This window comes from Sulfoacidibacillus ferrooxidans (assembly GCF_022606465.1).
GTDB classification, from domain to species: Bacteria; Bacillota; Bacilli; order Alicyclobacillales; family SLC66; genus Sulfoacidibacillus; species Sulfoacidibacillus ferrooxidans.
The window spans coordinates 840,280-862,145 of sequence record NZ_JALBUF010000001.1 but is presented as its reverse complement, the minus strand read 5'-3'; the positions used below and the strand labels follow the sequence as shown (position 1 = coordinate 862,145).

The 21,866-nt window shown below is 44.0% G+C and carries 19 protein-coding genes, 4 tRNA genes and 1 pseudogene; 19 read left to right on the top strand and 5 right to left on the bottom strand.

Features of this window, described 5'->3' with window-relative positions:
* Positions 1-97: 97 nt before the first annotated feature.
* From ftsH to MM817_RS04175, 15 genes are all read left to right on the top strand, one after another.
* Positions 98-1,981, top strand: a complete 1,884-nt coding sequence (gene ftsH / locus MM817_RS04245; RefSeq protein ID WP_241712171.1) for an ATP-dependent zinc metalloprotease FtsH — start codon at positions 98-100, stop codon at positions 1,979-1,981.
* Between the two features lie 110 nt (positions 1,982-2,091).
* The gene (hslO, locus tag MM817_RS04240; RefSeq protein ID WP_419723367.1) at positions 2,092-2,985 is read left to right on the top strand and encodes an Hsp33 family molecular chaperone HslO; all 894 of its coding nucleotides are present in this window, start codon (positions 2,092-2,094) and stop codon (positions 2,983-2,985) included.
* Positions 2,986-3,021: 36 nt separating this feature from the next.
* Positions 3,022-3,948 (top strand): cysteine synthase A, encoded by a 927-nt coding sequence (gene cysK / locus MM817_RS04235; RefSeq protein WP_241712170.1) that lies wholly within the window; start codon positions 3,022-3,024, stop codon positions 3,946-3,948.
* An 18-nt stretch (positions 3,949-3,966) separates the two neighbouring features.
* Complete coding sequence (gene folP, locus MM817_RS04230) at positions 3,967-4,809, top strand: dihydropteroate synthase (protein ID WP_336605145.1); 843 nt, start codon at positions 3,967-3,969, stop codon at positions 4,807-4,809.
* A 1-nt stretch (position 4,810) separates the two neighbouring features.
* Entirely contained in the window at positions 4,811-5,338 is a 528-nt protein-coding gene (gene folK, locus MM817_RS04225) for a 2-amino-4-hydroxy-6-hydroxymethyldihydropteridine diphosphokinase (protein WP_241712169.1), read from the top strand.
* A complete protein-coding gene (locus MM817_RS04220) occupies positions 5,293-5,493 on the top strand; it encodes a helix-turn-helix domain-containing protein (RefSeq protein ID WP_241712168.1) in 201 nt (66 codons plus the stop codon). Before folK ends, MM817_RS04220 begins: the two co-directional genes overlap by 46 nt.
* 47 nt (positions 5,494-5,540) lie before the next feature.
* Positions 5,541-6,509 (top strand): tRNA dihydrouridine synthase DusB, encoded by a 969-nt coding sequence (gene dusB, locus MM817_RS04215; protein ID WP_241712282.1) that lies wholly within the window; start codon positions 5,541-5,543, stop codon positions 6,507-6,509.
* Positions 6,510-6,776: 267 nt separating this feature from the next.
* Positions 6,777-7,253 carry a transcription elongation factor GreA gene (gene greA, locus MM817_RS04210; protein ID WP_241712167.1) on the top strand — a complete coding sequence of 159 codons (477 nt, stop codon included), beginning with the start codon at positions 6,777-6,779 and terminating at the stop codon, positions 7,251-7,253.
* An 85-nt stretch (positions 7,254-7,338) separates the two neighbouring features.
* Positions 7,339-8,823 (top strand): lysine--tRNA ligase, encoded by a 1,485-nt coding sequence (gene lysS / locus MM817_RS04205; protein ID WP_241712281.1) that lies wholly within the window; start codon positions 7,339-7,341, stop codon positions 8,821-8,823.
* Between the two features lie 188 nt (positions 8,824-9,011).
* Positions 9,012-9,086 (top strand) — tRNA-Gly (locus tag MM817_RS04200).
* An 8-nt stretch (positions 9,087-9,094) separates the two neighbouring features.
* Positions 9,095-9,171, top strand: a tRNA-Ile gene (locus MM817_RS04195).
* Positions 9,172-9,183: 12 nt separating this feature from the next.
* Positions 9,184-9,260, top strand: a tRNA-Arg gene (locus tag MM817_RS04190).
* Positions 9,261-9,303: 43 nt separating this feature from the next.
* A tRNA-Gly gene (locus tag MM817_RS04185) sits at positions 9,304-9,377 on the top strand.
* Between the two features lie 199 nt (positions 9,378-9,576).
* The gene (trhO, locus tag MM817_RS04180; protein WP_241712166.1) at positions 9,577-10,479 is read left to right on the top strand and encodes an oxygen-dependent tRNA uridine(34) hydroxylase TrhO; all 903 of its coding nucleotides are present in this window, start codon (positions 9,577-9,579) and stop codon (positions 10,477-10,479) included.
* A 48-nt stretch (positions 10,480-10,527) separates the two neighbouring features.
* Complete coding sequence (locus MM817_RS04175) at positions 10,528-11,439, top strand: DMT family transporter (protein ID WP_241712165.1); 912 nt, start codon at positions 10,528-10,530, stop codon at positions 11,437-11,439.
* 35 nt (positions 11,440-11,474) lie between these two features.
* Here MM817_RS04175 and MM817_RS04170 read toward each other — a convergent pair whose 3' ends face one another.
* The 3 genes and pseudogenes from MM817_RS04170 to MM817_RS04160 form a co-directional block, all read right to left on the bottom strand.
* Complete coding sequence (locus MM817_RS04170) at positions 11,475-12,365, bottom strand: diguanylate cyclase domain-containing protein (RefSeq protein WP_241712164.1); 891 nt, start codon at positions 12,363-12,365, stop codon at positions 11,475-11,477.
* Between the two features lie 181 nt (positions 12,366-12,546).
* Entirely contained in the window at positions 12,547-13,827 is a 1,281-nt protein-coding gene (kynU, locus tag MM817_RS04165; protein ID WP_241712163.1) for a kynureninase, read from the bottom strand.
* A gap of 48 nt (positions 13,828-13,875) precedes the next feature.
* Positions 13,876-14,870: pseudogene (locus MM817_RS04160) on the bottom strand (asparaginase).
* 188 nt (positions 14,871-15,058) lie between these two features.
* Between MM817_RS04160 and MM817_RS04155 the strand changes: the two are divergent.
* From MM817_RS04155 to MM817_RS04145, 3 genes are all read left to right on the top strand, one after another.
* On the top strand, positions 15,059-16,471 hold the full coding sequence (locus MM817_RS04155) for a hypothetical protein (protein ID WP_241712162.1): 1,413 nt from the start codon (positions 15,059-15,061) through the stop codon (positions 16,469-16,471).
* A 95-nt stretch (positions 16,472-16,566) separates the two neighbouring features.
* Positions 16,567-17,043, top strand: coding sequence for a flavin reductase family protein (locus tag MM817_RS04150; protein WP_241712161.1), 477 nt, complete (start codon positions 16,567-16,569; stop codon positions 17,041-17,043).
* A 98-nt stretch (positions 17,044-17,141) separates the two neighbouring features.
* On the top strand, positions 17,142-18,371 hold the full coding sequence (locus MM817_RS04145; protein WP_272879621.1) for an aminopeptidase: 1,230 nt from the start codon (positions 17,142-17,144) through the stop codon (positions 18,369-18,371).
* A 143-nt stretch (positions 18,372-18,514) separates the two neighbouring features.
* Here the strand turns inward: MM817_RS04145 and MM817_RS04140 are convergent, their stop codons facing one another.
* Complete coding sequence (locus MM817_RS04140; RefSeq protein WP_241712160.1) at positions 18,515-19,297, bottom strand: cobalamin-binding protein; 783 nt, start codon at positions 19,295-19,297, stop codon at positions 18,515-18,517.
* Between the two features lie 194 nt (positions 19,298-19,491).
* On the opposite strand from MM817_RS04140, the gene pepF reads away from it, so the two are divergent.
* On the top strand, positions 19,492-21,297 hold the full coding sequence (pepF, locus tag MM817_RS04135; protein WP_241712159.1) for an oligoendopeptidase F: 1,806 nt from the start codon (positions 19,492-19,494) through the stop codon (positions 21,295-21,297).
* Here the strand turns inward: pepF and MM817_RS04130 are convergent.
* Complete coding sequence (locus MM817_RS04130; RefSeq protein WP_241712158.1) at positions 21,281-21,823, bottom strand: helix-turn-helix domain-containing protein; 543 nt, start codon at positions 21,821-21,823, stop codon at positions 21,281-21,283. The two genes, pepF and MM817_RS04130, sit on opposite strands and share 17 nt — an antisense overlap.
* Positions 21,824-21,866: the final 43 nt, after the last annotated feature.

Genomic DNA, 21,866 nt, shown 5'->3' with positions numbered 1-21,866 from the left:
AAAAACGTGTCAGAGCTTTGACTCATGTCGCGTATAGGTGCTTTTTTGGCAGTGAGTATGTTACAATATTCCCGCCTTAACCGAGAGGAGGTTAGGAATGAGACGCTTTTATCAAAGCGCAATCTTCTATGTGCTCATCCTGTTAGTCATTATTGGCGTTTTGCAATATATCATGTCGGGGACGCAGCAGAAGACACAACTGACATGGAGTCAGTTTGTTTCAGATGTGCATAATCATGAGATTCGTAGCCTGTATGTGACGGCGGATGGCGCCACATTGCAATTGGATGGCACGCTAACAGACAACACCCAGTTTACCTCTCGGGCGTTATATAGCGATCAAATCGTATCGCAAATTAGCCAGTTACCTAATGTGACGATTAGTGCGCCACCAAAGGAATCATCTTGGCTAAGTTTCTTGAGTACGATTGTTCCGTTCTTGTTAGTGTTTGTGTTAATTTTCTTTTTGTTCAACCAAGGTCAAGGCGGCGGCAATCGCGTCATGAATTTTGGGAAGAGCAAAGCGAGGTTATACTCAGAAGAGAAGAAGCGCGTAACGTTTAATGATGTGGCAGGAGCAGATGAAGAGAAAGCAGAACTTGTAGAAGTAGTTGACTTTTTACGAGATCCACGCAAGTTTACAGCGGTTGGTGCACGAATACCAAAAGGTGTTTTGCTTGTTGGTCCACCAGGAACAGGAAAGACGTTGCTGGCACGGGCTGTAGCAGGTGAAGCTGGGGTTCCCTTCTTTAGTATTAGTGGATCAGACTTTGTAGAGATGTTCGTAGGCGTAGGGGCTTCGCGTGTTCGAGATTTATTCGAAACAGCAAAAAAGAATGCGCCGTGTATTATCTTTATCGATGAAATCGATGCAGTTGGACGCCAGCGTGGCGCCGGTCTTGGTGGTGGACACGATGAACGCGAGCAAACATTAAATCAGTTACTTGTTGAAATGGATGGGTTTGCAGGCAATGAAGGTATTATTATGATTGCCGCAACCAACCGACCAGATATTCTCGATCCTGCTTTATTGCGTCCAGGACGGTTTGATCGGCAAATCACGGTTGATCGGCCAGATGTTCGTGGGCGAGAGCAAATTTTGCGAGTTCATTCTCGGAACAAACCCCTAAGTAAAGACGTGGCATTAGATATTGTAGCTAAGCGTACACCTGGATTTACAGGGGCAGATCTTGAAAATGTCCTCAATGAAGCAGCACTACTTACTGCTCGAAAAGATAAAACAGTGGTCGAAATGGTAGAAGTAGACGAGGCTATTGACAGGGTGATTGCAGGACCTGAAAAACGGAGCAAAGTGATCAGCGACAAAGAAAAGAGATTGGTTGCTTTTCATGAAGGTGGACACGCCGTAGCGGGGTACTTCCTGAAATCCGGCAATATGGTTCATAAAGTGACGATCATTCCTCGTGGGATGGCTGGTGGATATACCGTATCTCTACCTAAGGAAGACCGCAGTTTTATGACGAGAGAAGATATACTTGATCAGGTAGTAGAACTACTGGGCGGGCGAGTGGCTGAGGAGATTGTTCTTGGCGAAATCAGCACTGGTGCATCCAATGATTTAGAGCGCGTGACGTCTGTTGTTCGTCGTATGATTACTGAATTTGGGATGAGTACAAAACTTGGACCCATGCAGTTTGGTCACCGACAAGGACAGGTATTTTTAGGACGTGATTTCTCTAGTGAGCAGAACTATAGCGACGCGATCGCTTATGAGATCGATCAAGAGATGCGCCGATTGGTTGATGAATCTTACGAACGTACGCGTACGTTACTCACTGAACACAGGGCACAGTTAGACCTCTTAGCGCACACCTTACTTGAAAAAGAAACATTAGATGGCGAACAAATTCGTCAGTTGATGGAGTACGGACGTTTGGTTGATGAAGGGGAAGATGGCGGTCCAAAGATTAAAATTGGAGGACGTGGATTTGGCGATGATCCCACTCCTAGCCTTTCCTAATGATGTGAAGTGACTATGTTTCGATAAAATAGGTATACAGGGCGGCTGTCTGATGCGTCTTGTATACCTATTATCCATATTGTAGGGCAGGTAATGGCGTATGAGGAGTGATGGGATTGTCTGATATTGGTGATTATGTTCTTGTCGCTACTGGTCATGATGGCAGAGTGCTTGCCTATGCAGCGTATACACGAGCGATCGTTGGAGAATTACAACGAAGACATCAAACATGGCCAGTGGTTACTGCGGCACTTGGTCGTGTTGCCACAATCGGTGCATTGCTAACTGCCACATTGAAGAATGATGACCATCAAGTGACACTTCAAATTCATGGGGATGGTCCTGCAGGAAAAATAGTCGTAGTGGCGACGGGTACGGGTACAGTACGAGGTTATGTGGATAATCCGTTTGTTGACCTACCGACTAATCCGTTTGGTAAACTAGATGTGAGTGGTGCAGTGGGCCAAGAAGGGGCACTGTATGTGATCAAGGATCTAGGATTAAGAGAACCTTATCGTGGAAGTGTGCCGCTTGTGTCAGGGGAGATCGGCGAAGATTTCGCATATTATTTTGCTGTGTCTGAACAAATCCCATCTGCTGTTGCAGTAGGTGTACTCGTTGCTCCGGACTTATCTGTACTAGCAGCAGGTGGAATCATTGTGCAGATGTTACCCGATGCTACACCAGAAGATATTGCAGAAGTGGAGAAAAAAATTACGGAGTTACCTCAAGTGACATCACTTTTACATGCTGGTGAAAAACCGGAGGATCTTCTTGTGCGCATCTTGGGTGACGACGTTAAGATTCTTTCAGAATACCCGGTAGTTTTTGAATGCACATGTGGCAAAGAAAGATTGGGTAAGATTTTAGTTTCCTTAGGTAAACAGGAGTTAACGGAGATGCTAGAAGAACAAGGACAAGCGGAGTTAGTGTGTCACTTTTGTGGGGAAAAGTATCTATTTGATTATAAGGAATTAGAAGGGTTTCGTGATCAGGCAAAGTAGAAGGTTGTGAAAGAATTATGGTGAGGAGGGGCTAGTGTGATTGGCACGAAAAATATTTTACAACTTATTGGAAAAACGCCTATTGTGCAGTTGCAACATCTTGTGGATGATGATAGTGCAGATGTATTTGTAAAATTAGAGTGGTTTAATCCAGGGGGAAGTATCAAAGACCGTGTAGCGCTAAGTATGGTGGAGGCAGCGGAAAAAGCCGGTCTGCTGACGGCAGGAAAGATCATCGTTGAACCTACAAGTGGCAATACAGGGATTGGTTTGGCACTGGTTGGGGCTGCAAAAGGATATAAAGTACTACTTGTCATGCCAGAGACAATGAGCGTGGAAAGGCGTAGTCTATTGCGCGCCTATGGTGCGGATTTGATGCTAACTCCAGGGGCACTGGGCATGCGTGGTGCCATTGAAAAGGCTGGAGAGATTGTGGAACAAGATCCTTTGCGTTATTATATGCCACAACAGTTTGACAATCCAGCAAATGTAGCTGCACACCGATTGACCACTGGTCCTGAAATCGTAGAACAAATGGATGGAACGTTAGATGCATTTGTGTCTGCAGTTGGAACCGGCGGGACACTTACTGGCATAGGAACGGTATTGCGCGAACGAATTCCAGGGTGTAAGTTGATTGCGGTGGAACCAGCGACATCACCTGTGTTATCTGGAGGTCAGGCTGGTCCACATAAGATTCAAGGAATTGGCGCAGGGTTTGTACCATCTATCTTACAACGTGAATTGATGGACCGCATTATGCTTGTTACTGATGAAGAATCATTTATTACTGCACGTAGATTAGCTCGTGAAGAGGGTCTGCTAGTGGGTATTAGTTCGGGAGCAGCTGTCAGCGCAGCACTTCACATTGCAAAAGAGCTAGGGAAAGGTCATAAAGTCTTGACGATATCTGCATCTAACGGAGAACGGTATTTAAGTACACCATTATTCCAAGAAGGTTAAATGAGTGAGGCTATAAGAATGACACAGATGATACAATCAAATAAGATGGCTATGTTGCACATGAATCCATTTTGTGATCTAGGGAAACGAACGATCATCATGGGCATTTTAAATGTAACACCGGACTCATTTTCTGATGGTGGTAAATATAATCAATTAGATCGTGCGATGGATCATGCAAAAGAGATGGTAGAAGCCGGAGCGGATCTCATTGACCTTGGCGCAGAGTCGACGAGACCCATGCATACTCCAGTCTCTGCAATGGAAGAGTGGGATCGGGTAAAAGAGATCATCCCCGCGTTAAGGGAGACTGTAAACGTTCCTTTATCCATTGACACCTATAAAGCAGAGGTAGCTTTTCGGGCTGTACAAGCAGGTGCTACGGTGATCAATGATGTCTGGGGTGGAGCCTATGACCCGGAAATGTTTTCTGTTGTAGCACAAACGGGCGTTCCGTATATTTTAATGCATAATCAAATGGGGTTACCGCTTATTGAGGGTGATATTGTAGACTTTGTATACCGATGGTTTACTGAACAGCTAGATAAGGCACAGGAGGCTGGTGTGGAGTTGGAACAGATCTTTCTGGATCCTGGGATTGGTTTTGGTAAAACACTTCAACAAAACTTGACGCTCATTAATCAGTTAGACCGGTTCCTACCGCTTAAAAGACCCCTACTTATAGGTACTTCACGCAAATCAATGATTGGAACAGTGCTCGATCTACCCGTACAAGAGCGTGTTGAAGGTACAGCAGCTACCGTTGCCATCGCGATTAGTCGCGGTGCAGATATCGTACGCGTACATGATGTTAAAGAATTAAAACGCGTGGCGATGATGACCGATTCATTGGTGCGTTAGGATGGAGAAACACACGAGTTTTGTTTCTCTTGGTTCAAATATCGGCCACCGTGAATCTAACTTGCAAGTTGCTTTTTGTGAAATTGCAGCACTTTCACATACACAGATAGATGAATGGTCGCGAATATACGAAACGGATCCTGTAGATTATGTGGATCAGCCATCCTTTTTAAATGGTATATTAAAAATAACGACAGCACTTACACCAGAGCAATTATTATTCGAATTTCTAAACATTGAGCAACATATGGGACGTGTACGTTCATTGCGTTATGGGCCACGAGTGATTGATCTGGACATGCTATTTTATGATGATTCAGTGATACAAACCACTGAGCTTCAAATACCTCATCCTCGTTTACATGAACGTGCATTTGTTCTTGTTCCCATGATGGACATTGCGTCAAATTGGTTGCACCCTGTCATGCAACTAACGGTTTCAGAGCTACATGGACGGGTAGAAGGAAAAGAGGGTGTCAAGCTTTGTCCGAGTTATTTGCAAAACGATTGCGCGCATACAGAAAGCTAAAGCAAATGACACAATACGAATTTGCGCAAGCACTCGGTGTATCAGTGGCGATAGTAGGAGGACTGGAGCGAGGGACTCGAACTCCCGATCCGGGACTGATCAGGAAGATTGAAACGATTCTTCAGGTCACAAGTGCTGATCTGGGTTTAGAGTAAAGCGATGTGTATAGGAGGTGATCTGTGTGGAACAAGTAAAGGTTGATATGGCTCCATTGACGATTGGTGGGGTAAAGATCGATAATCCTGTAGTGCTCGCACCTATGGCAGGAGTTTGTAATCCGCCATTTCGGACACTTGCCAAACGTCTTGGGGCAGGGATGGTATGTGCTGAAATGGTAAGCGATAAGGCGCTCGTGCATCACAACGAGCGTACAAAGCGGATGTTGCAAATTGTCCCAGATGAACACCCAGTGAGCTTGCAAATTGTCGGATACGATAAAGAGACGATGGTGCAAGCTGCAGAGATGGTGGCGCATGGGACAAATGCAGATATAATTGATATCAATATGGGTTGCCCTGTGCTCAAAATCTATAAAAATGGTTCTGGTGCCGCTTTGGCACGTGATCCACAATATGCTGCGGAGATTGTGGCAGCTGTCGTTAAACGAGTCGATAAACCGGTAACGGTGAAATTTCGCAAAGGCTGGGATGACGGCAATATCAACGCTGTAGAGGTCGCCAAAGCAGTGGAGGCGGCAGGTGCGCAGGCAGTTACTGTTCACGGACGAACCGCTAGGCAAATGTATTCAGGCAAGGCGGATTGGTCGATCATTCGAGAAGTGAAAGAAGCTGTATCTATACCTGTAATTGGAAATGGCGATGTTTTAACACCAGAAGATGCGGTGCAGATGATCATCCAAACTGGATGTGATGGCGTGATGATAGGTCGCGGAGCGCTTGGTAATCCATGGATTTTTAAGGAAGTTGCACATTATTTGGACACGGGTGAAAGGCTACCTGCAATCTCAGTACGCGAACGAATCGAAATAGCGATTGAACATTTATATTTGCTTGTAGCAGATAAGGGCGAGTATACAGGTGTGCGAGAAATGCGTAAACATGCCGGATGGTACGTGAAAGGCATTCCAAATTCTGCTCAGCTACGAGATTTGATTAACACTCAAGAAGATGCGCAAGCTATGGAGAATCTACTTCGTTCTATCATGGAATAATGTGCATATTATACATGGGAAAGAGCAAACTACAGTGGCTATGAAAGGAACCATGTACTTTTTATAACGGGACTGGTTGCTTAGTGATGAAGTGAATTTTCTTCATAATAGTAGGAATACGTTGACAGTCTTCAAGGGATGACCTATAATAACCGCAGATTCTGAGTCTATGACTTTTAAGCCACTGTCGGGCTAAGCCCTGACAGTTATTTGACCTAGTCACGATATTTTTGTAGTTTGCGGACAGAGTTTAAAGGAGCGAATCGCATGTCAGAAAAGGAAGTTCTCCTCACCCCAGCAGGTCTAAAGAAGTTGGAGGAGGAATTGGAAAGTTTAAAGTCTGTAAAGCGACGAGAAGTTGCTGAACGGATTAAAGTGGCTATTGGTTATGGAGATATTAGTGAGAATTCGGAGTATGAAGATGCAAAGAACGAGCAAGCATTTGTTGAAGGACGAATTATCACTTTAGAAAAAATGTTGCGTAATGCACGTATTATTAATGAAGAAGAAGTCGATACTGGCGTAGTTAGCATTGGATCGACAGTGCGTGTGCGCGATGTAGAGTTTAAAGATGAATTGGAATTTTTGATTGTTGGATCTGCTGAATCAGATCCTTCAGACAATAAAATTTCTAATGAATCACCGGTTGGCCGGGCTCTTCTTGGAAAATCAATTGGATCAACAGTGGATGTGAGCGTTCCAGCAGGGACGATTCGGTATGAGGTACTGACGATTAGAAAATAGCCTGGAACTCGCCGACAATGTCGGCGATTGTTGCAATTAAGGAGTTCATCTGATGGAACGGATAGATCACCCGGAAGTACAGGACATGGATGAAAATACAGAAGATCTCTTTGCTGTTCGACGCGCCAAACTTGATTTTTGGCGCCAACGGGGAATTGATCCTTTTGGTGGGAAGTTTGACATTACGCATCGTTCTTCGGACATTATCCGCAAAGTAGAATCTTTGACTCGTGAAGAGTTGGACGAGCATAAGATACATGTGAGTATCGCAGGTCGTCTAATGTCTCGTCGTGGGCATGGGAAAGCTGCATTTGGTCATATTTTAGATGTCGAAGGTATGATTCAAATCTATGCGCGGATTGATGTGCTTGGAGAAGATCATTATCAGGAATTTAAAGCGCTAGATATAGGTGATATTATCGGCGTAGAAGGTCATGTATTTAAATCTAATCACGGTGAAGTAACGATTCATGTAGAGAAATTAACACTGCTATCGAAATCGTTGCTACCTCTCCCTGAGAAATGGCATGGGTTGCGTGATGTAGAGACGCGTTATCGCAGGCGCTACGTTGATTTGATTATGAATACAGATGTACGTGAAACATTTATTTTGCGCAGTCGGATCATTCAATCGATGCGTAGGCATCTGGAAGCACAAGGATTTTTAGAAGTAGAGACACCGACACTGCACTCCATTGCAGGTGGTGCTGCTGCTCGTCCATTTCATACACATCACAACGCGTTAGATATGCCCTTAGTTATGCGTATAGCACTAGAGTTGCATTTGAAACGCTTGATTGTTGGTGGACTTGAACGCGTATATGAGATTGGGCGCGTTTATCGCAATGAGGGCGTATCTACTCGCCATAATCCTGAGTTTACGATGATGGAACTGTACGCTGCATATATGGATTTTGAGGACATGATGAAATTAACGGAAGAATTGATTGAACAAATTGCTATTGATGTACGAGGTACGACGGACATCGAGTACGGAGAGCGATTGATTCATTTGCGCACTCCATGGCGAAGAGTGCATATGGTCGATATGATTGCTGAACTCACTGGCGTGAATTTCTTTGACTTGCAGACAACTGAACAAGCTCGTAAAGTCGCACATACGCATGGTGTGGCTATTACAGATACCATGGAGTTTGGTCATATTATTAATGAATTTTTTGAACAAAAGGTGGAAGATACCATCGTAGATCCCACATTTGTATATGGTCATCCGGTCGAGATTTCACCATTAGCTAAAAAAAATACAGAAGATCCACGGTTTACAGATCGCTTCGAGTTATTTATTGGCGGACGCGAATATGCCAATGCATTTAGTGAGTTAAATGATCCTATTGATCAGCGTGAGAGGTTCAAAGCACAGTTGCGTGAACGAGAACAGGGCAATGATGAGGCGCATGAGATGGATGAGGACTTTGTACAAGCGCTTGAATATGGGATGCCACCAACAGGTGGACTAGGTATTGGTGTCGATCGGTTAGTCATGCTACTGACAAACCAACCATCGATTCGCGATGTTCTACTCTTCCCGCTCATGCGCACGATCGAATAGAAATTGTTTTCTTGAAGTGAATGTACAATACATGCTAGAGAGTCGTTTGTGTACAACGTATGTACTTCCTTCTCTAGCATGTAGATAAAATCTATAAGCCAAATATTTTTCTGAATATGGGGACTTTGGATTTTTGAGTTAACCGGCTTGCATTTTAGCTAACCACCATATATAATACAAAGTGTCTTGCGGAAGTGGCTCAGGGGTAGAGCATCGCCTTGCCAAGGCGAGGGTCGCGGGTTCGAATCCCGTCTTCCGCTCCATATCATAAGGGCCTATAGCTCAGTTGGTTAGAGCGGCCGGCTCATAACCGGTTGGTCCCAGGTTCGAGTCCTGGTGGGCCCACCATATGAGTAAGATGTGCCCGTAGCTCAGCTGGATAGAGTGTTTGACTACGAATCAAAAGGTCGGGAGTTCGAATCTCTCCGGGCACACCATTTCTATTTATGATATCATGTAGGTAAAAGGTTACTCATACATGCGGGTGTAGTTCAATGGTAGAACTCCAGCCTTCCAAGCTGATAGCGTGGGTTCGATTCCCATCACCCGCTCCACAAGAAAATGAAACGGATTGACTCGGGACTTTTTGACTGAGTCGATCCGTTTTTATGTCACGACCATAGAAGATTAAGGGTTCGGACTATGCAGTTATTCATATCGTTTCGAGAAAAGTTGGGTAATGTATCAAGACATCCGGAATTTTGGTACTATGGATAGTGAATTCGTATACAACAATACATGTAGGTGAGGCGAATGAAGATCGAGACAAACATAAATGCGGATGGACAATATAGAATTTTGTTGTACTACAAGTATGTTCAAATCATCAATATCGAACAATTTGCTGTAGATCATCGGCAACTGTGCAACGATATTGGCTTAAAAGGCCGCATTATTGTAGCAGAAGAAGGTATCAACGGGACAGTGTCTGGCACATATGAGCAAACGGATGCCTATATTCATGCTATGAGAATGGATGCACGTTTTGCCGATATGGAGTTTAAACAGGATGATTATCGGCAGCATGCGTTTAAAAAAATGGTGGTCCGTATTAAACCTGAAATTGTTAGACTCAAGCTGGAAAAAGATATAAACCCTACTGAGGTGACTGGAAAACGTCTGTCCCCAAAGGAGTTTCATGAGCAGTTACCTAAGGATGATGTGATTGTGATTGATGGACGGAACGATTACGAATATGAAATTGGACACTTTCGTAACGCAATTCGCCCTGATGTGAAGGCGTTTCGAGAATTTCCTGAATGGATACGTGAAAATCTCAGTGAATACAAAGATAAAAAGATCCTAGCTTATTGTACCGGCGGAATTCGTTGTGAAAAGTTGTCAGGCTTTCTCATACAGGAAGGCTTTCGTGACGTTTCTCAGTTGCACGGAGGGATCGTAACCTATGGAAAGGATCCTGACGTACGTGGAGACTTATTCGATGGGAAATGCTATGTGTTTGATGAACGTATTTCAGTGCCAGTAAACCAGATTGACGATGTCATCGTTGGACATTGTCATCACTGTGGCAAGCCGGAAGATAGGTATATCAATTGTAGTTATTTGTCATGCCACGATCAACATATCGTATGTGAAGAGTGTGAAATTGAACATAGCGGTTACTGCTCGGAGGAATGCCGTCGACTCGATGCATAATGTGCTCTTCGAGCACTACTGCAGGGCTACAAAAGGGGAGAGTACGGCATGAAGGAACTATCGCCCAGACGATCGACACTGTTACTTATTGCATTGATCACGATGTGGGGTATGAGTTGGCCCATTTATAAAATAGCGCTGAGTTATACCCCACCTATTTTATTTGGGGGCATGCGTACATTCATCGGTGGGGTGTTGATGGCTGCAGTTATATTTCCAAGGTATCGAGAGATTCGTTTGAAACAAATGTGGCGGATTTATCTAATTTCTGCATTATTCAATACGTTTTTATTTTATGGTCTGCAAACGGTAGGGCTATGGTATGTGCCAGAAGGATTATTTACAGTGATTGTCTATTTGCAACCTGTACTTATTGGTGTTCTGGCGTGGCTGTGGCTTGGGGAACGATTGACGGTCCAAAAAATGATTGGACTACTACTCGGATTTGCGGGTGTAACCGTGATTAGTATCACGGGTCTTTCTGGTCACATATCAGCCATTGGTATTGTGTTAGCGCTAGGGTCGGCGATTAGTTGGGCAATAGGTACCGTGTACGTGAAAAAGGTGGGTAATCAGGTAGATGCTTTTTGGTTAGTGGCGATTCAGTGCATCATTGGAGGACTTGCAATGACTGCCATAGGCCTTGGAACAGAGCATTGGTCTAGCATTATTTGGAATCAACAGTATTTGACTGGGTTGATGTACGGCTCCATTTTTGGGATACCTATATCATGGGCTGTATTTTATACACTCGTTCGTGCTGGGGATGTTAGCAAAGTTGCTTCCTTTACATTTTTAGTCCCTTTATTGGCGGTTGTACTTGGTTTCCTGTTTTTACACGAAGAAGTCACCATATCCTTGTTATTTGGACTTGTCTTCATTGCTACAAGTATTTATCTCGTCAATAGAACTTCAAAAACTTCCCTTTCTACTGGTGAGAGGAAAGAATTTGGCGCATAAATTGAACGGCGAGAAGGAATCGTTTGTATGGTTATCTACATGGATAAGTTTCTTTCAAACCAATACTTATTGCCACCGCGTTTTTTTGCTTTATACATGGCTTGATCTGCGGCACGAATGACTTCATGGATATCACTTGCAGCAATTGGGTAAGTGGCTGTTCCAATGCTCATCGAAATGTAAAATGTGAATTCATCGTATGTCCAAGGTTTCCTAAGATCATGTAAAATCCGTTCTGCAACCATGACAAGCTCGATCTCTGCTTGTAAAGGAACAACCATTAAAAATTCATCTCCGCCAATACGAGCTAAAAGAGACGAAGGTACAGCATGTTCCATGCGCTGCGCTATTTTTTTAAGCATTAAATCGCCCACGATGTGACCATATCGATCATTGATCGGTTTGAGGTTATCGCAATCTAAGAGAAGGACTCCAAGCAGTTGTCCACTCTCGGTTGCGGATGCAACTGTGTGTTCTAATTGTGTATAAAAGGCACGACGGTTCAAAATACCTGTAAGTTGATCATGAAACGCAATCGATTCTAGATACTGTTCTTTTTGATAGCGTTCTGTTATATCTCTGACAGTTCCTATGACATGTGTACATTGCCCAATAGGATTCATAATAGGTGTAACTAAGGATTCGCCGACCTGTCCCTCATGGTTCATCATAAACCTGAGGGGACTCTTTGTTGCCATAGCTCGAGCGTATTGGTTATGGAGAAATGTGGCTTCATTTGGCTTCACTACGTCAAAAAAACTTGCGCCATAAGCATCTTGATGTAATCCGGAAACTTTCATGGCGGAATCATTTAAGAACGAGTAACGAAATTCACGATCTTCGTGAACAGACATGACAAACACTAAATCAGTCATCTGTTGAAAGATGCGTAGTGTAGTAACGCCATCCATTTCCCTAATGATCATCTAAATACTCCTTATATATCCATTATTAAAAAGTCAATCTATTATAACACAGATTTCTGCAATGGAATCTATGCGTTTGTGTCAAGCATGTAAGTTAAACAAACGTTCTCGATCGGATGGATGGGCAGGGCGTACATAAAGAGCTGCACATCCATCACAATGGAAAAATAGGTTGAATCAATTAAGATACGACGCTGCGTTTTTTTTCGAAGTGTGTGTACTCTTTGTTGACCATGATTTCTTTTAATCGATGCACAGCTTCAAAAACATCGAGAAATGACGTATAGAGAGCCATCGGTGCTAATCGGATGATGTTTGGTGGACGAAAGTCTGGGATCACATCGCGATTCTTTAAAGCCTTACCAATGCGGACGGCCTCCTCGTGTAGGATACTGACGTGACCACCACGCTTTTGATCGAGCGTTGGGTTTGCGATCGTAACATCCATCCCTGCTAGTTCGCTTTCAATCAAGTCCATCATAAAACGCGTCAATTGTAGAGACTTCAGGCGCAATGCGGGCATAGTAGCTTCCTGAAAGAGTTCAAGTGATCCGATAAGAGGTGCCATGCTAAGCATGTGTGGGGTTCCCATTTGAAATGCGCCGGCATCAATAGCTGCAGTGAGATGGTGGGACATGTCAAATTGACTCTCTTTATTAGAACTAAACCAACCAGCTAGACCGGGAACCTGTGGTAAATGCTTGTGGTGGACAAATAACCCACCTACTGCACCAGGCCCTCCATTTAAATACTTATAATTGCACCAGAAGGCAAAGTCCACGTTCCATCTAGCCAGTTCATGAGGTATCGCGCCGATTGAATGGCTTACATCAAATCCGATGATGATGTGTTTCTCGTGTGCTGCGGCGGTAAGGCGCTCCATGTCGAGCAATTGGCCACTGCGGTAGAGGACAGATGGAAGCACGGCGATCGCTACGTCATCTGACATCGCACCTATCAGTTCTTCTTCTGATAAAGTCAATCCATCTCGGCTTTCTACGCGGATCAAGTGTTCATGTGGATCAAGGTCATGTAGAGCGATCTGACTTTGCAATGCATAGATGTCCGATGGGAAATTGAGTGCATCTGCCAATACTTTTGATTTACCAACTACAGGCTTGTAGAAGGTTGCCATTAATTGATGTAAGTTTGACGTTGTAGAGCCGGTTGCAATGACCTCGGAAGGAGTGGCTCCAAGTAATGGGGCAGTCATTGCACCCACCTTTTCTGCCGCATAAAACCATGGGTGTAATCCTTCTGTCCAGCCATCAATGCCATTCTCACGCCAGCTAGCTAATGCTTGAAGAAGGGATTTTTCTGCTCGTTTTGAGAGCAGTCCAAGAGAATTGCCATCCAGATAGATCTTCCCAGGTTGGAGATAAAACTCTTCCCGAAATCTTGCAAGTGGATCTTGTCGATCATATTGTAGGGCGTCATCTTTAGAAAATAGTTGTTTGCTCATTTGAATGTAATCCCCACTTTTCCACGATATATAGAATATTCAACCATACTAACGTACAAGGTCAAAGGCAATTGGAGTTTCCATAAGCTGTTTTACGGTTTGGAGATCACGAGACTGTCCTAACGCCCACATTAATTTTGGAACAATCGCCTCTGTATTCATATCGTAGGATAGGATCAATTGATTGTTTTGGGCAACTCTTCGTCCAACTTCATACAGAGTGAGATCTTCGCCTTCTTGCAGGCACTGTGTTGTAATGACAATAGCCATTCCTGCGTCTGCTAATGCTTCGATTGTAGGCAAGAGATTGCGCCGCAAAGAAGGAACTCCTCCGTTTCCAAAACTTTCAATAATTACGCCTCGATATAAAGGTGATAAGTGGTCGAAGATCTCCGGTTTTGTCCCAGGATATAATTTCATTAAAAATATATCAGGATCTAACGCGGTCGTTAGTTGAAGTGGTCGTCTTTTATCTGGTAAGGGTAGCCAGTGATAGATCCATGACGAGTCCTGTCGACTTGCGAGATCTGGAAAGTTAATACTTTCAAAGGCATCGAAACTTTTTGTGCGCATCTTGACGGCACGTGTTCCAACGATGACACGGCCATTGAACACCACATATACGCCACCGACTCCTTCTGAGGCAAAGTGAAGCGCATCCATTACATTTTTTTGCGCATCCGTTTTGTGCTCTTGGATGGGTACCTGGGATCCGGAACAACAATTGGTTTCGATACATGCTGCAACAGATAAGACAAGGCTGCTGCTGTATAAGCCATCGTATCGGTTCCGTGTGTGATGACAAATCCATCAAATTGCTCATAGTGATTGGCAACACACTGTGCGATATCGACCCAATGTTCGGGTTGCATGTTGGTACTATCAAGGTTAAATAATTGTAGATAGTCAACAGTAAAAGTAGCCTGTGGATCTGTTTCAATATAAGTGGCAAGTTGCTCTGGCGAAAGTCCAGGAGTCAGGCCATACTGACTTTGCACAGAGGCGATAGTGCCGCCTGTGGCAATGAGAAGAATGCGGTTCATCGCTTTTCTCCAATCATCATAGTGTTTCTTGATTTGTGCACTCATATTGTACTATAGAATATTTGCAAACTAATCATCCGTGATCATGTAACCTTATGAAATAATGGACGTCAAAGTATGTATAGATCGTTAACTTGAACTGAGAACGATTGCAAGATGATGCAGATAGAGAAGGGAGAGAGATATATATGAAGGTAACCAACAGCCTATCTACACTTGTGGTGAGCAGTTTATTGATGTTAGGCATGGGTGCGCCAGCATTTGCTGCAACAGATGGGAATGCACAGCAGGTGTTGTCTGCACATGAAGAAATAGCAACAGATCTATTGATAAATGGTAAAAAAGTTTCTTCATTTCCTCATCTTATTGCCAAAGATCCCTACACAGGCAAGATGACCAGTTGGGTTACTGTAAACGCTATACAATCTGTACTTTTAAACATGGGTATTCGGTCTGAATGGGTGGCGGGACAACTGATTTTGATGATGCCACTGGGCTATATGTCACCAACTGTGGACGTTCCAGTTCATCCTCTACACAAAGGGCAATTTAGCGTGGTGATCAATGCGGAGACAGTCGAATATGGTCCTGTGCAGGTACAAAGTCAAGCACAAGAGGAGAGTTTTCAAGTCCGCATTCCCATTTATTATGTGATGCAGGCATTTCGTGTTTTACATCTTCAGTCACGGTGGAATGGGCGTGTTTGGAGGATCAACGGACAGTTGCCTAATGCTGCTAAAGACATACAGGCAATTGGGCATTTTGATCATTCAGTGGCTATACATTTACAAAATGACACAGCTAATGAACTAGGTATCCCCGTTGCACCGATTGCCCCTGCTGCTCCTGTAACAGTAGTTCTTCCTTTGCCAAGTCATGCAGTGGCAACCACACGCCGGTTTCCTATGGGCGGAGGTTCCATCCCAATGGAGGATTTTGTGCAGACGGGACATGCGACCTATATTGTGAATGGCAATTTGGCAGACATTGAACAAGGTTATCTTAGCGCATTGAAGCATGCTGGATATTCAGATTCAGGGAATGGGCAAATGGACAATCTTAAAACAGGACTCCACATCGATACGATGTCCTTTCAGCCCACGCATGCCGTGTACAATCAACAGCTTCAGGTGAATATGGATTTCATGTCTCTTGCAGGTGGTAAAACACTTGTTGAATATCATGTTACCGATGTAGTCTTGCCAGCACGGCCGCAGTCTTCTTATCTTCCTACAGATATCACTCAAGTAAAGATGACGATTGATCATGAGAGGCCAACGAACGATGTCATATGGCAGCATTTGATCACCAATCAAGCGGTCATTGCTCGACTCGTTCATGCAGTCAATGCGTTGCAAGAGATTGTACCCTTAGGCATCACGAGTGGTGGCGGTTTGGCTACTGCGGGAGTGATGGTTACTGATGATCAAGTAGCGACAATGGACTTTTACACTTCGCATGGTAAAAAAATCGTAGTCAAGGACACGCAAATCATGGGCAGATGGACAACTGTGACAGTGGGCAATCTACCACTGCAGGATCCTTCAAGTAGCGTATGGAAAGTGATCAAAGCGATTGCAGGACAAGATTACGGAAACTAGGTGAAATTTTTGGGGGGATTGGCTATGATAAGGGTGTCCGCTATTTTGCAGGCATCCTTATTGGTTGATATCAGGAGAAGGGGGTACATCGCGACGTGGATGATCAAGCGAAGAAAACTGCACTACGCGGGATCACATATGGTCTGTATGTGATCGGTACTAAAGTAGGAGATGAAGTGAATGCGTTTACAGGAAATTGGGTAACGCAGGCGTCATTTACTCCACCGCTTGTTGTCATTGGGGTGAAAAATGACACCGTTTCTTGTGGCGGGATTCGCGAGAGCGGCGTGTTTTCAGTGAATGTACTTGAGGCTGGGCAAAAGGATCTGGCATTTTCCTTTTTTAAGCCTGTCTCGCGTGTTGGCAATAAGTTTGGCGATGTAGAGTTTTATACATCTACAACAGGAAGTCCTATTCTCACAGCCTCCCTTTCTTGGTTTGAATGCAAGGTAGTCGACGTAGTGGAACGAGGAGATCATATCATCTTTGTTGGTGAAGTGGTTGATGCAGGTGTACATAAAACTGGAGAGCCATTGACATTAAAAGAGACAGGTCTCTTTTATGGGGGATAAGCGTTAGATACCGATCAATAAACATTTCTCAGCTGACTGCGTGTGGATTGGATCAGCTTTCTATCGACACGTAGTCGCTACATATAGGGGGAGCGGGTTTGGAACAGTTTGATGAACAATTAATGAAGTATGCAGAAATTACGGTGCAAATTGGATTGAATATACAAAAAGGTCAGACGTTATTTGTCAATGCACCACTAGAGGCAGTCGACTATGTACGCTCCGTGACAAAACAGGCGTATGAAGTAGGTGCAAAGCATGTTTATGTAGAATGGCACGATGAGCAACTTGAATTACTAAAGTATCTGCATGCACCAGAGGAAGCATTTACCGAGTTCCCTAAGTGGAGGGTTCAACAAGCAGATCAACTAGTTGAGGAAGGAGCGGCCTTTTTATCCGTTTATGCAAGTGATCCGGATTTATTGCAAGAGGCTGATCCAAAACGTGTAGCAACGAATCAAAAAACTCGGTTGACTGCACTTGCAAAAATGCGTGAGTATATTCAAAATATGCGCATTAGTTGGCTTATCGTATCGATTCCAACAAAAGCATGGGCGGCAAAAGTTTTCCCACAGATGACTCCGGAACAACAGATTGATAAGCTGTGGGAGTATATTTTTAAGACGACGCGCGTTGACCTCGAAGATCCTGTTGCCGCATGGAAACAACACATTCAAGCATTGCAAAAACGCGCAGCTTTTTTAAATGAACACAACTTTCGCAAATTGCATTATCAAGCACCTGGTACGGATCTGACGATTGAATTTCCAGAAGGACATATCTGGATTAGCGCTGAATCGACCAATGATCAAGGGGTTATGTTTGTTCCCAATATGCCCACAGAAGAGGTATTCACGATGCCAAAACGCGATGGTGTCAATGGGACTGTTCGAAGTACGATGCCGCTTCATTACAATGGGGTTTTGGTCGAGGAACTATCTGTTACATTTGAAAAAGGTCGGATTATCGATTTTTCTGCAAAGCAGGGTTATGAAGCGATTAAGGGATTGGTAGATACGGATGAGGGATCACATTATCTTGGTGAAGTGGCGTTGGTGCCACATGATTCGCCCATCTCGAATTTGAACACGCTCTTTTTCAATACGTTGTTTGATGAAAATGCAGCTTGCCATGTAGCTATTGGTTCTGCTTATCCTGTCTGTATAAAAAACGGGACAGAGATGGATGAGGCAGAACTGGCACGTCATGGTGTCAATCAAAGTGTCGAACATGTTGATTTTATGATTGGTTCGAAGGATCTCGATATTGATGGGCAGACAGCGAGTGGAGAATGGATAGCAGTCTTTAGAAATGGCAATTGGGTATAGAATGAGTCGAAGTGTGCTAAGAATAGCACACTTCAGCTAAACGATGACTGCATGATGGTATTCACATAACCTGCATGCAGTCATCTTCTTTTTAAACAACCTCTTTTTGGTAAACAATAGCCCGATAAAAAGTATGAAGGAAGTTACGAGGTTACTGCAGCATCTCGCAGTAACTGATGTAATTGACGTAGGCTATCGATGAGCATAGGGCCACATTGTAAAATGGAGCTATCCATTTCAAATACTTGATGGTTGCGAACGGCAGGTAGATCGCTAAATCCAAGTCGCGAAGAAAATTCATCATACTTAAATGGTTTACCACACCATGAGGCAAGGATGACCTCGGGTGCATGGGCGATTACCTCTTCTGGTAAAACTACGCGTTGTGCTGATTTTTTACCATGAATAGAGCGTTCGCGAAATACATCTTTTCCACCGGCAATGTCAATGAGATCACTAACCCATCCTGTTCCACATAGGAGGGGATCCATCCACTCTTCAAAATACACAGTCGGACGATGGGCAAAGCTGGATGCTGATGCCGCGATGTCATTGATTTGATTCTGTAATCGTTCATTGAGTTGTTCAGCTTGTGAAGGTTTTTCGAGAAGATCTCCAAGCGTTAAAATTTCTTTGAACACATCATCTAAACGATGCGGGAAGAAGTGCACAATATCAACACCACGCTCCTGTAACGCCGCGGCAAGTGGCTTTTGTACATCGGAGGTGAGAATGACGACATCTGGTCGCGTGGCCAAGATGCGGTCAACACTACCGTGCTGAAAACCGCTAACTTTTGGGCGATCAAGTACTTCTTGTGGCCGTGTCGTGTATGCGGAGATACCTACTACTTGATCTAGTGCGCCAAGATGGAATAAAATTTCAGGGATTTCCGCGGCTAAGCAAACAATACGTGATGCAGACATGGTTGGGACTCCTTACGTGTAATTTGTGTCATCAATGAATGCTTGGTCTATGATTCAATCGCCAGTATAGTATACCTCTTGTGATCTTCTTGTAGAAAAGCGGGTCGGATTTTTTATGGAATCAGATGCAATATTGTCAGTTGGATCGTGTAAAATAGGAAGTGATCACCAGGAGATGTTGAGGAGGTATCACGATGGATGATTTACGCGAAAGAGATCAGATCGAGACGCAATATAAGTGGGCTACGGAGGCGTTATTTGAAACGAATGACGCATGGGAAGAGGAATATAAGGCGATTCGAAAAAGCGTGGAGGAAGATCCATTTGCATCGTATCGTGGGCATTTGCATGAAGGGCCTGAAAGATTATTGCAGTATTTCCAGACTGCAGAGTCGCTTGGTGAGAGGTTAGGGAAGCTACAAATTTATGCTCATATCTTGGCGGATCAAGACACGCGCACCTCTTTTTATCAAGCGATGCAAAGCCGTATTCAGATGCTTGGGGCAGAATTTGCACAAAAAGATAGCTTTTTTGAACCAGAACTACTAAGTCTACCTGTGGATCAACTAGATGGATATGTACATGATGAGAAACTTCGGGATTATCAGCATGTATTAGATAATTTGATTCGCAATAAACCACATGTGTTGTCTGATGAGACAGAAGAAGCGCTCGCATCTCTACACGATGTGCTAGGTTCATCGGGTCAAGTATTTAGCCAGCTCACAAATGCGGATTTTCAGCATGGAGCATTTACAGTTGATGGGAAAGAATACATAGTAACAGAAGGACGCCTTGGATTGTTGTTGCGAGATACTCATCGGACTGTGCGCAAACTTGCCTATGAGCACGTGTACGACACCTATTTGCACCATAAAAATGCCATTGGATCATTGTATGCGAACAGTGTTAAGGCTGATGTTCGCATGGCTCGCGTGAGGAAATTTTCAACTGCAAGGGAAATGGCGCTTTTTTCAAATCACATTCCTACCACAGTGTATGACGCCTTGATCAAAGGGGTTCGCGATAATATTGGGCATCAGCATCGATACATAGAGTTGCGTAGGAAGGTACTCTCACTTGATCACGTGCGACTCTACGATAAATATGTGCCACTGGCAGAGTCGAGTTTCGATGAGTATTCATTTGAACAGGGATTTTCACTTGTGCAAGAGGGATTGCGGGCACTTGGTGATGAATACCAGGAAATTTTAAAGAAAGCAGTAGATGATCGTTGGATTGATGTATTTGAGACTCCGGGAAAACGCAGTGGAGCGTATTCAACAGGGTTTTACGCAACGCGTCCATATGTCTTACTCAATTATCAGGGAAACTATAATAGTGTGTCGACGTTGGCGCATGAATTAGGACATAGTGCGCATACGTATCTGGCAGGCAAAACACAGCTTCCACAGTACTCGCATTACTCGATTTTTCTTGCCGAAATCGCAAGCACAGTCAATGAGACTTTGCTTGTCAATCATCTGTTAGATATGACAAAGGATCCGCTTGCCCGCGCGACGTTGATCAATCAGCAGTTAGATAATTTAGGTGCAACGATCTATCGACAAACTATGTTTGCGGAGTTTGAGCAAAATGCACATCGCGTAGTAGAAGAAGGGCAAGCGTTAACGCATGACTCCTTGTCAGAAATGTACTCTACGCTCAATACATTTTATCATGGATCAGCGTATGCGGAGGATGAGCGTTCTACTGCAGAATGGTCGCGTATTCCACATTTTTATCGCGCATTCTATGTATATCAGTATGCGACGGGGATGAGTGCGGCACTGGTGTTTGCAGATCGTATTCGCAAACAAGGAGAATCTGCTGCACAAAAATACTTGGGTTTCTTGCGTAGTGGATCGAAAGATTACCCACTAGCTGTTCTCAATGAAGCCGGTCTTGATATGACGGATCCACAGGTTGTCACACAAGCACTAACCATCTTTGGACAGCTTGTGGATGAACTTGAGGAATTGCTTACAAAGGTGAAGTAGATGAGTTCGTAGAATCACTATCTTCCTTTTCTTGTATCTGGGATTGATTTGCTTTTTGGATAAATTCATTCATGAGTTGCACCAGTTGTGCACTTGAATGCCTGTGTTCATATAAGTCGTGTGCAAAGGTAAGATAGGATTCTGCTTCTTCATGGAGCATAAAAGACAGCGTTTCTGGACGCAGAGTACGAGTCCAGTGAAGCATGTGTTCATCAGCAGTAGGTAGTGACGAGTTTCTAGTGAACTCGTCACTAGGTGTTGCCTTTGTCTCTGTAGGATATGTAAACATGTCAATATTCATCTGTGTTGTGGTATCTTGGTTGATAAAATAGTACATCGACACATGCAGCGCTTCTGCTAAGTCATAGACTAAATCCACTGAAGGGCTCTTGCGGTTTCCCGTTTCGAGAGCAGACAAATGGCTAATGGAAAGACCAGATCGTTGTGATAGTTCCTCTAGTGACCATCCACGTATCCTGCGTAATTCGCGAATCTTGGCTCCATTAAATCGTGTAACCCGGATCATAGCGGCACTCCATCCGATGAGATATTTTTCTCATTGTACTCCG

What these genes read in the sequence shown, in the direction of transcription:
- ftsH (WP_241712171.1), top strand. Translation starts at nt 98, where the DNA reads ATGAGACGCTTTTATCAAAGCGCAATCTTCTATGTGCTCATCCTGTTA.
- hslO (WP_419723367.1), top strand. Translation starts at nt 2,092, where the DNA reads ATGGGATTGTCTGATATTGGTGATTATGTTCTTGTCGCTACTGGTCAT.
- folP (WP_336605145.1), top strand. Translation starts at nt 3,967, where the DNA reads ATGACACAGATGATACAATCAAATAAGATGGCTATGTTGCACATGAAT.
- folK (WP_241712169.1), top strand. Translation starts at nt 4,811, where the DNA reads ATGGAGAAACACACGAGTTTTGTTTCTCTTGGTTCAAATATCGGCCAC.
- dusB (WP_241712282.1), top strand. Translation starts at nt 5,541, where the DNA reads ATGGCTCCATTGACGATTGGTGGGGTAAAGATCGATAATCCTGTAGTG.
- greA (WP_241712167.1), top strand. Translation starts at nt 6,777, where the DNA reads ATGTCAGAAAAGGAAGTTCTCCTCACCCCAGCAGGTCTAAAGAAGTTG.
- lysS (WP_241712281.1), top strand. Translation starts at nt 7,339, where the DNA reads ATGGATGAAAATACAGAAGATCTCTTTGCTGTTCGACGCGCCAAACTT.
- trhO (WP_241712166.1), top strand. Translation starts at nt 9,577, where the DNA reads ATGAAGATCGAGACAAACATAAATGCGGATGGACAATATAGAATTTTG.
- MM817_RS04175 (WP_241712165.1), top strand. Translation starts at nt 10,528, where the DNA reads ATGAAGGAACTATCGCCCAGACGATCGACACTGTTACTTATTGCATTG.
- MM817_RS04170 (WP_241712164.1), bottom strand. Translation starts at nt 12,365, where the DNA reads ATGATCATTAGGGAAATGGATGGCGTTACTACACTACGCATCTTTCAA.
- kynU (WP_241712163.1), bottom strand. Translation starts at nt 13,827, where the DNA reads ATGAGCAAACAACTATTTTCTAAAGATGACGCCCTACAATATGATCGA.
- MM817_RS04155 (WP_241712162.1), top strand. Translation starts at nt 15,059, where the DNA reads ATGAAGGTAACCAACAGCCTATCTACACTTGTGGTGAGCAGTTTATTG.
- MM817_RS04140 (WP_241712160.1), bottom strand. Translation starts at nt 19,297, where the DNA reads ATGTCTGCATCACGTATTGTTTGCTTAGCCGCGGAAATCCCTGAAATT.
- pepF (WP_241712159.1), top strand. Translation starts at nt 19,492, where the DNA reads ATGGATGATTTACGCGAAAGAGATCAGATCGAGACGCAATATAAGTGG.
- MM817_RS04130 (WP_241712158.1), bottom strand. Translation starts at nt 21,823, where the DNA reads ATGATCCGGGTTACACGATTTAATGGAGCCAAGATTCGCGAATTACGC.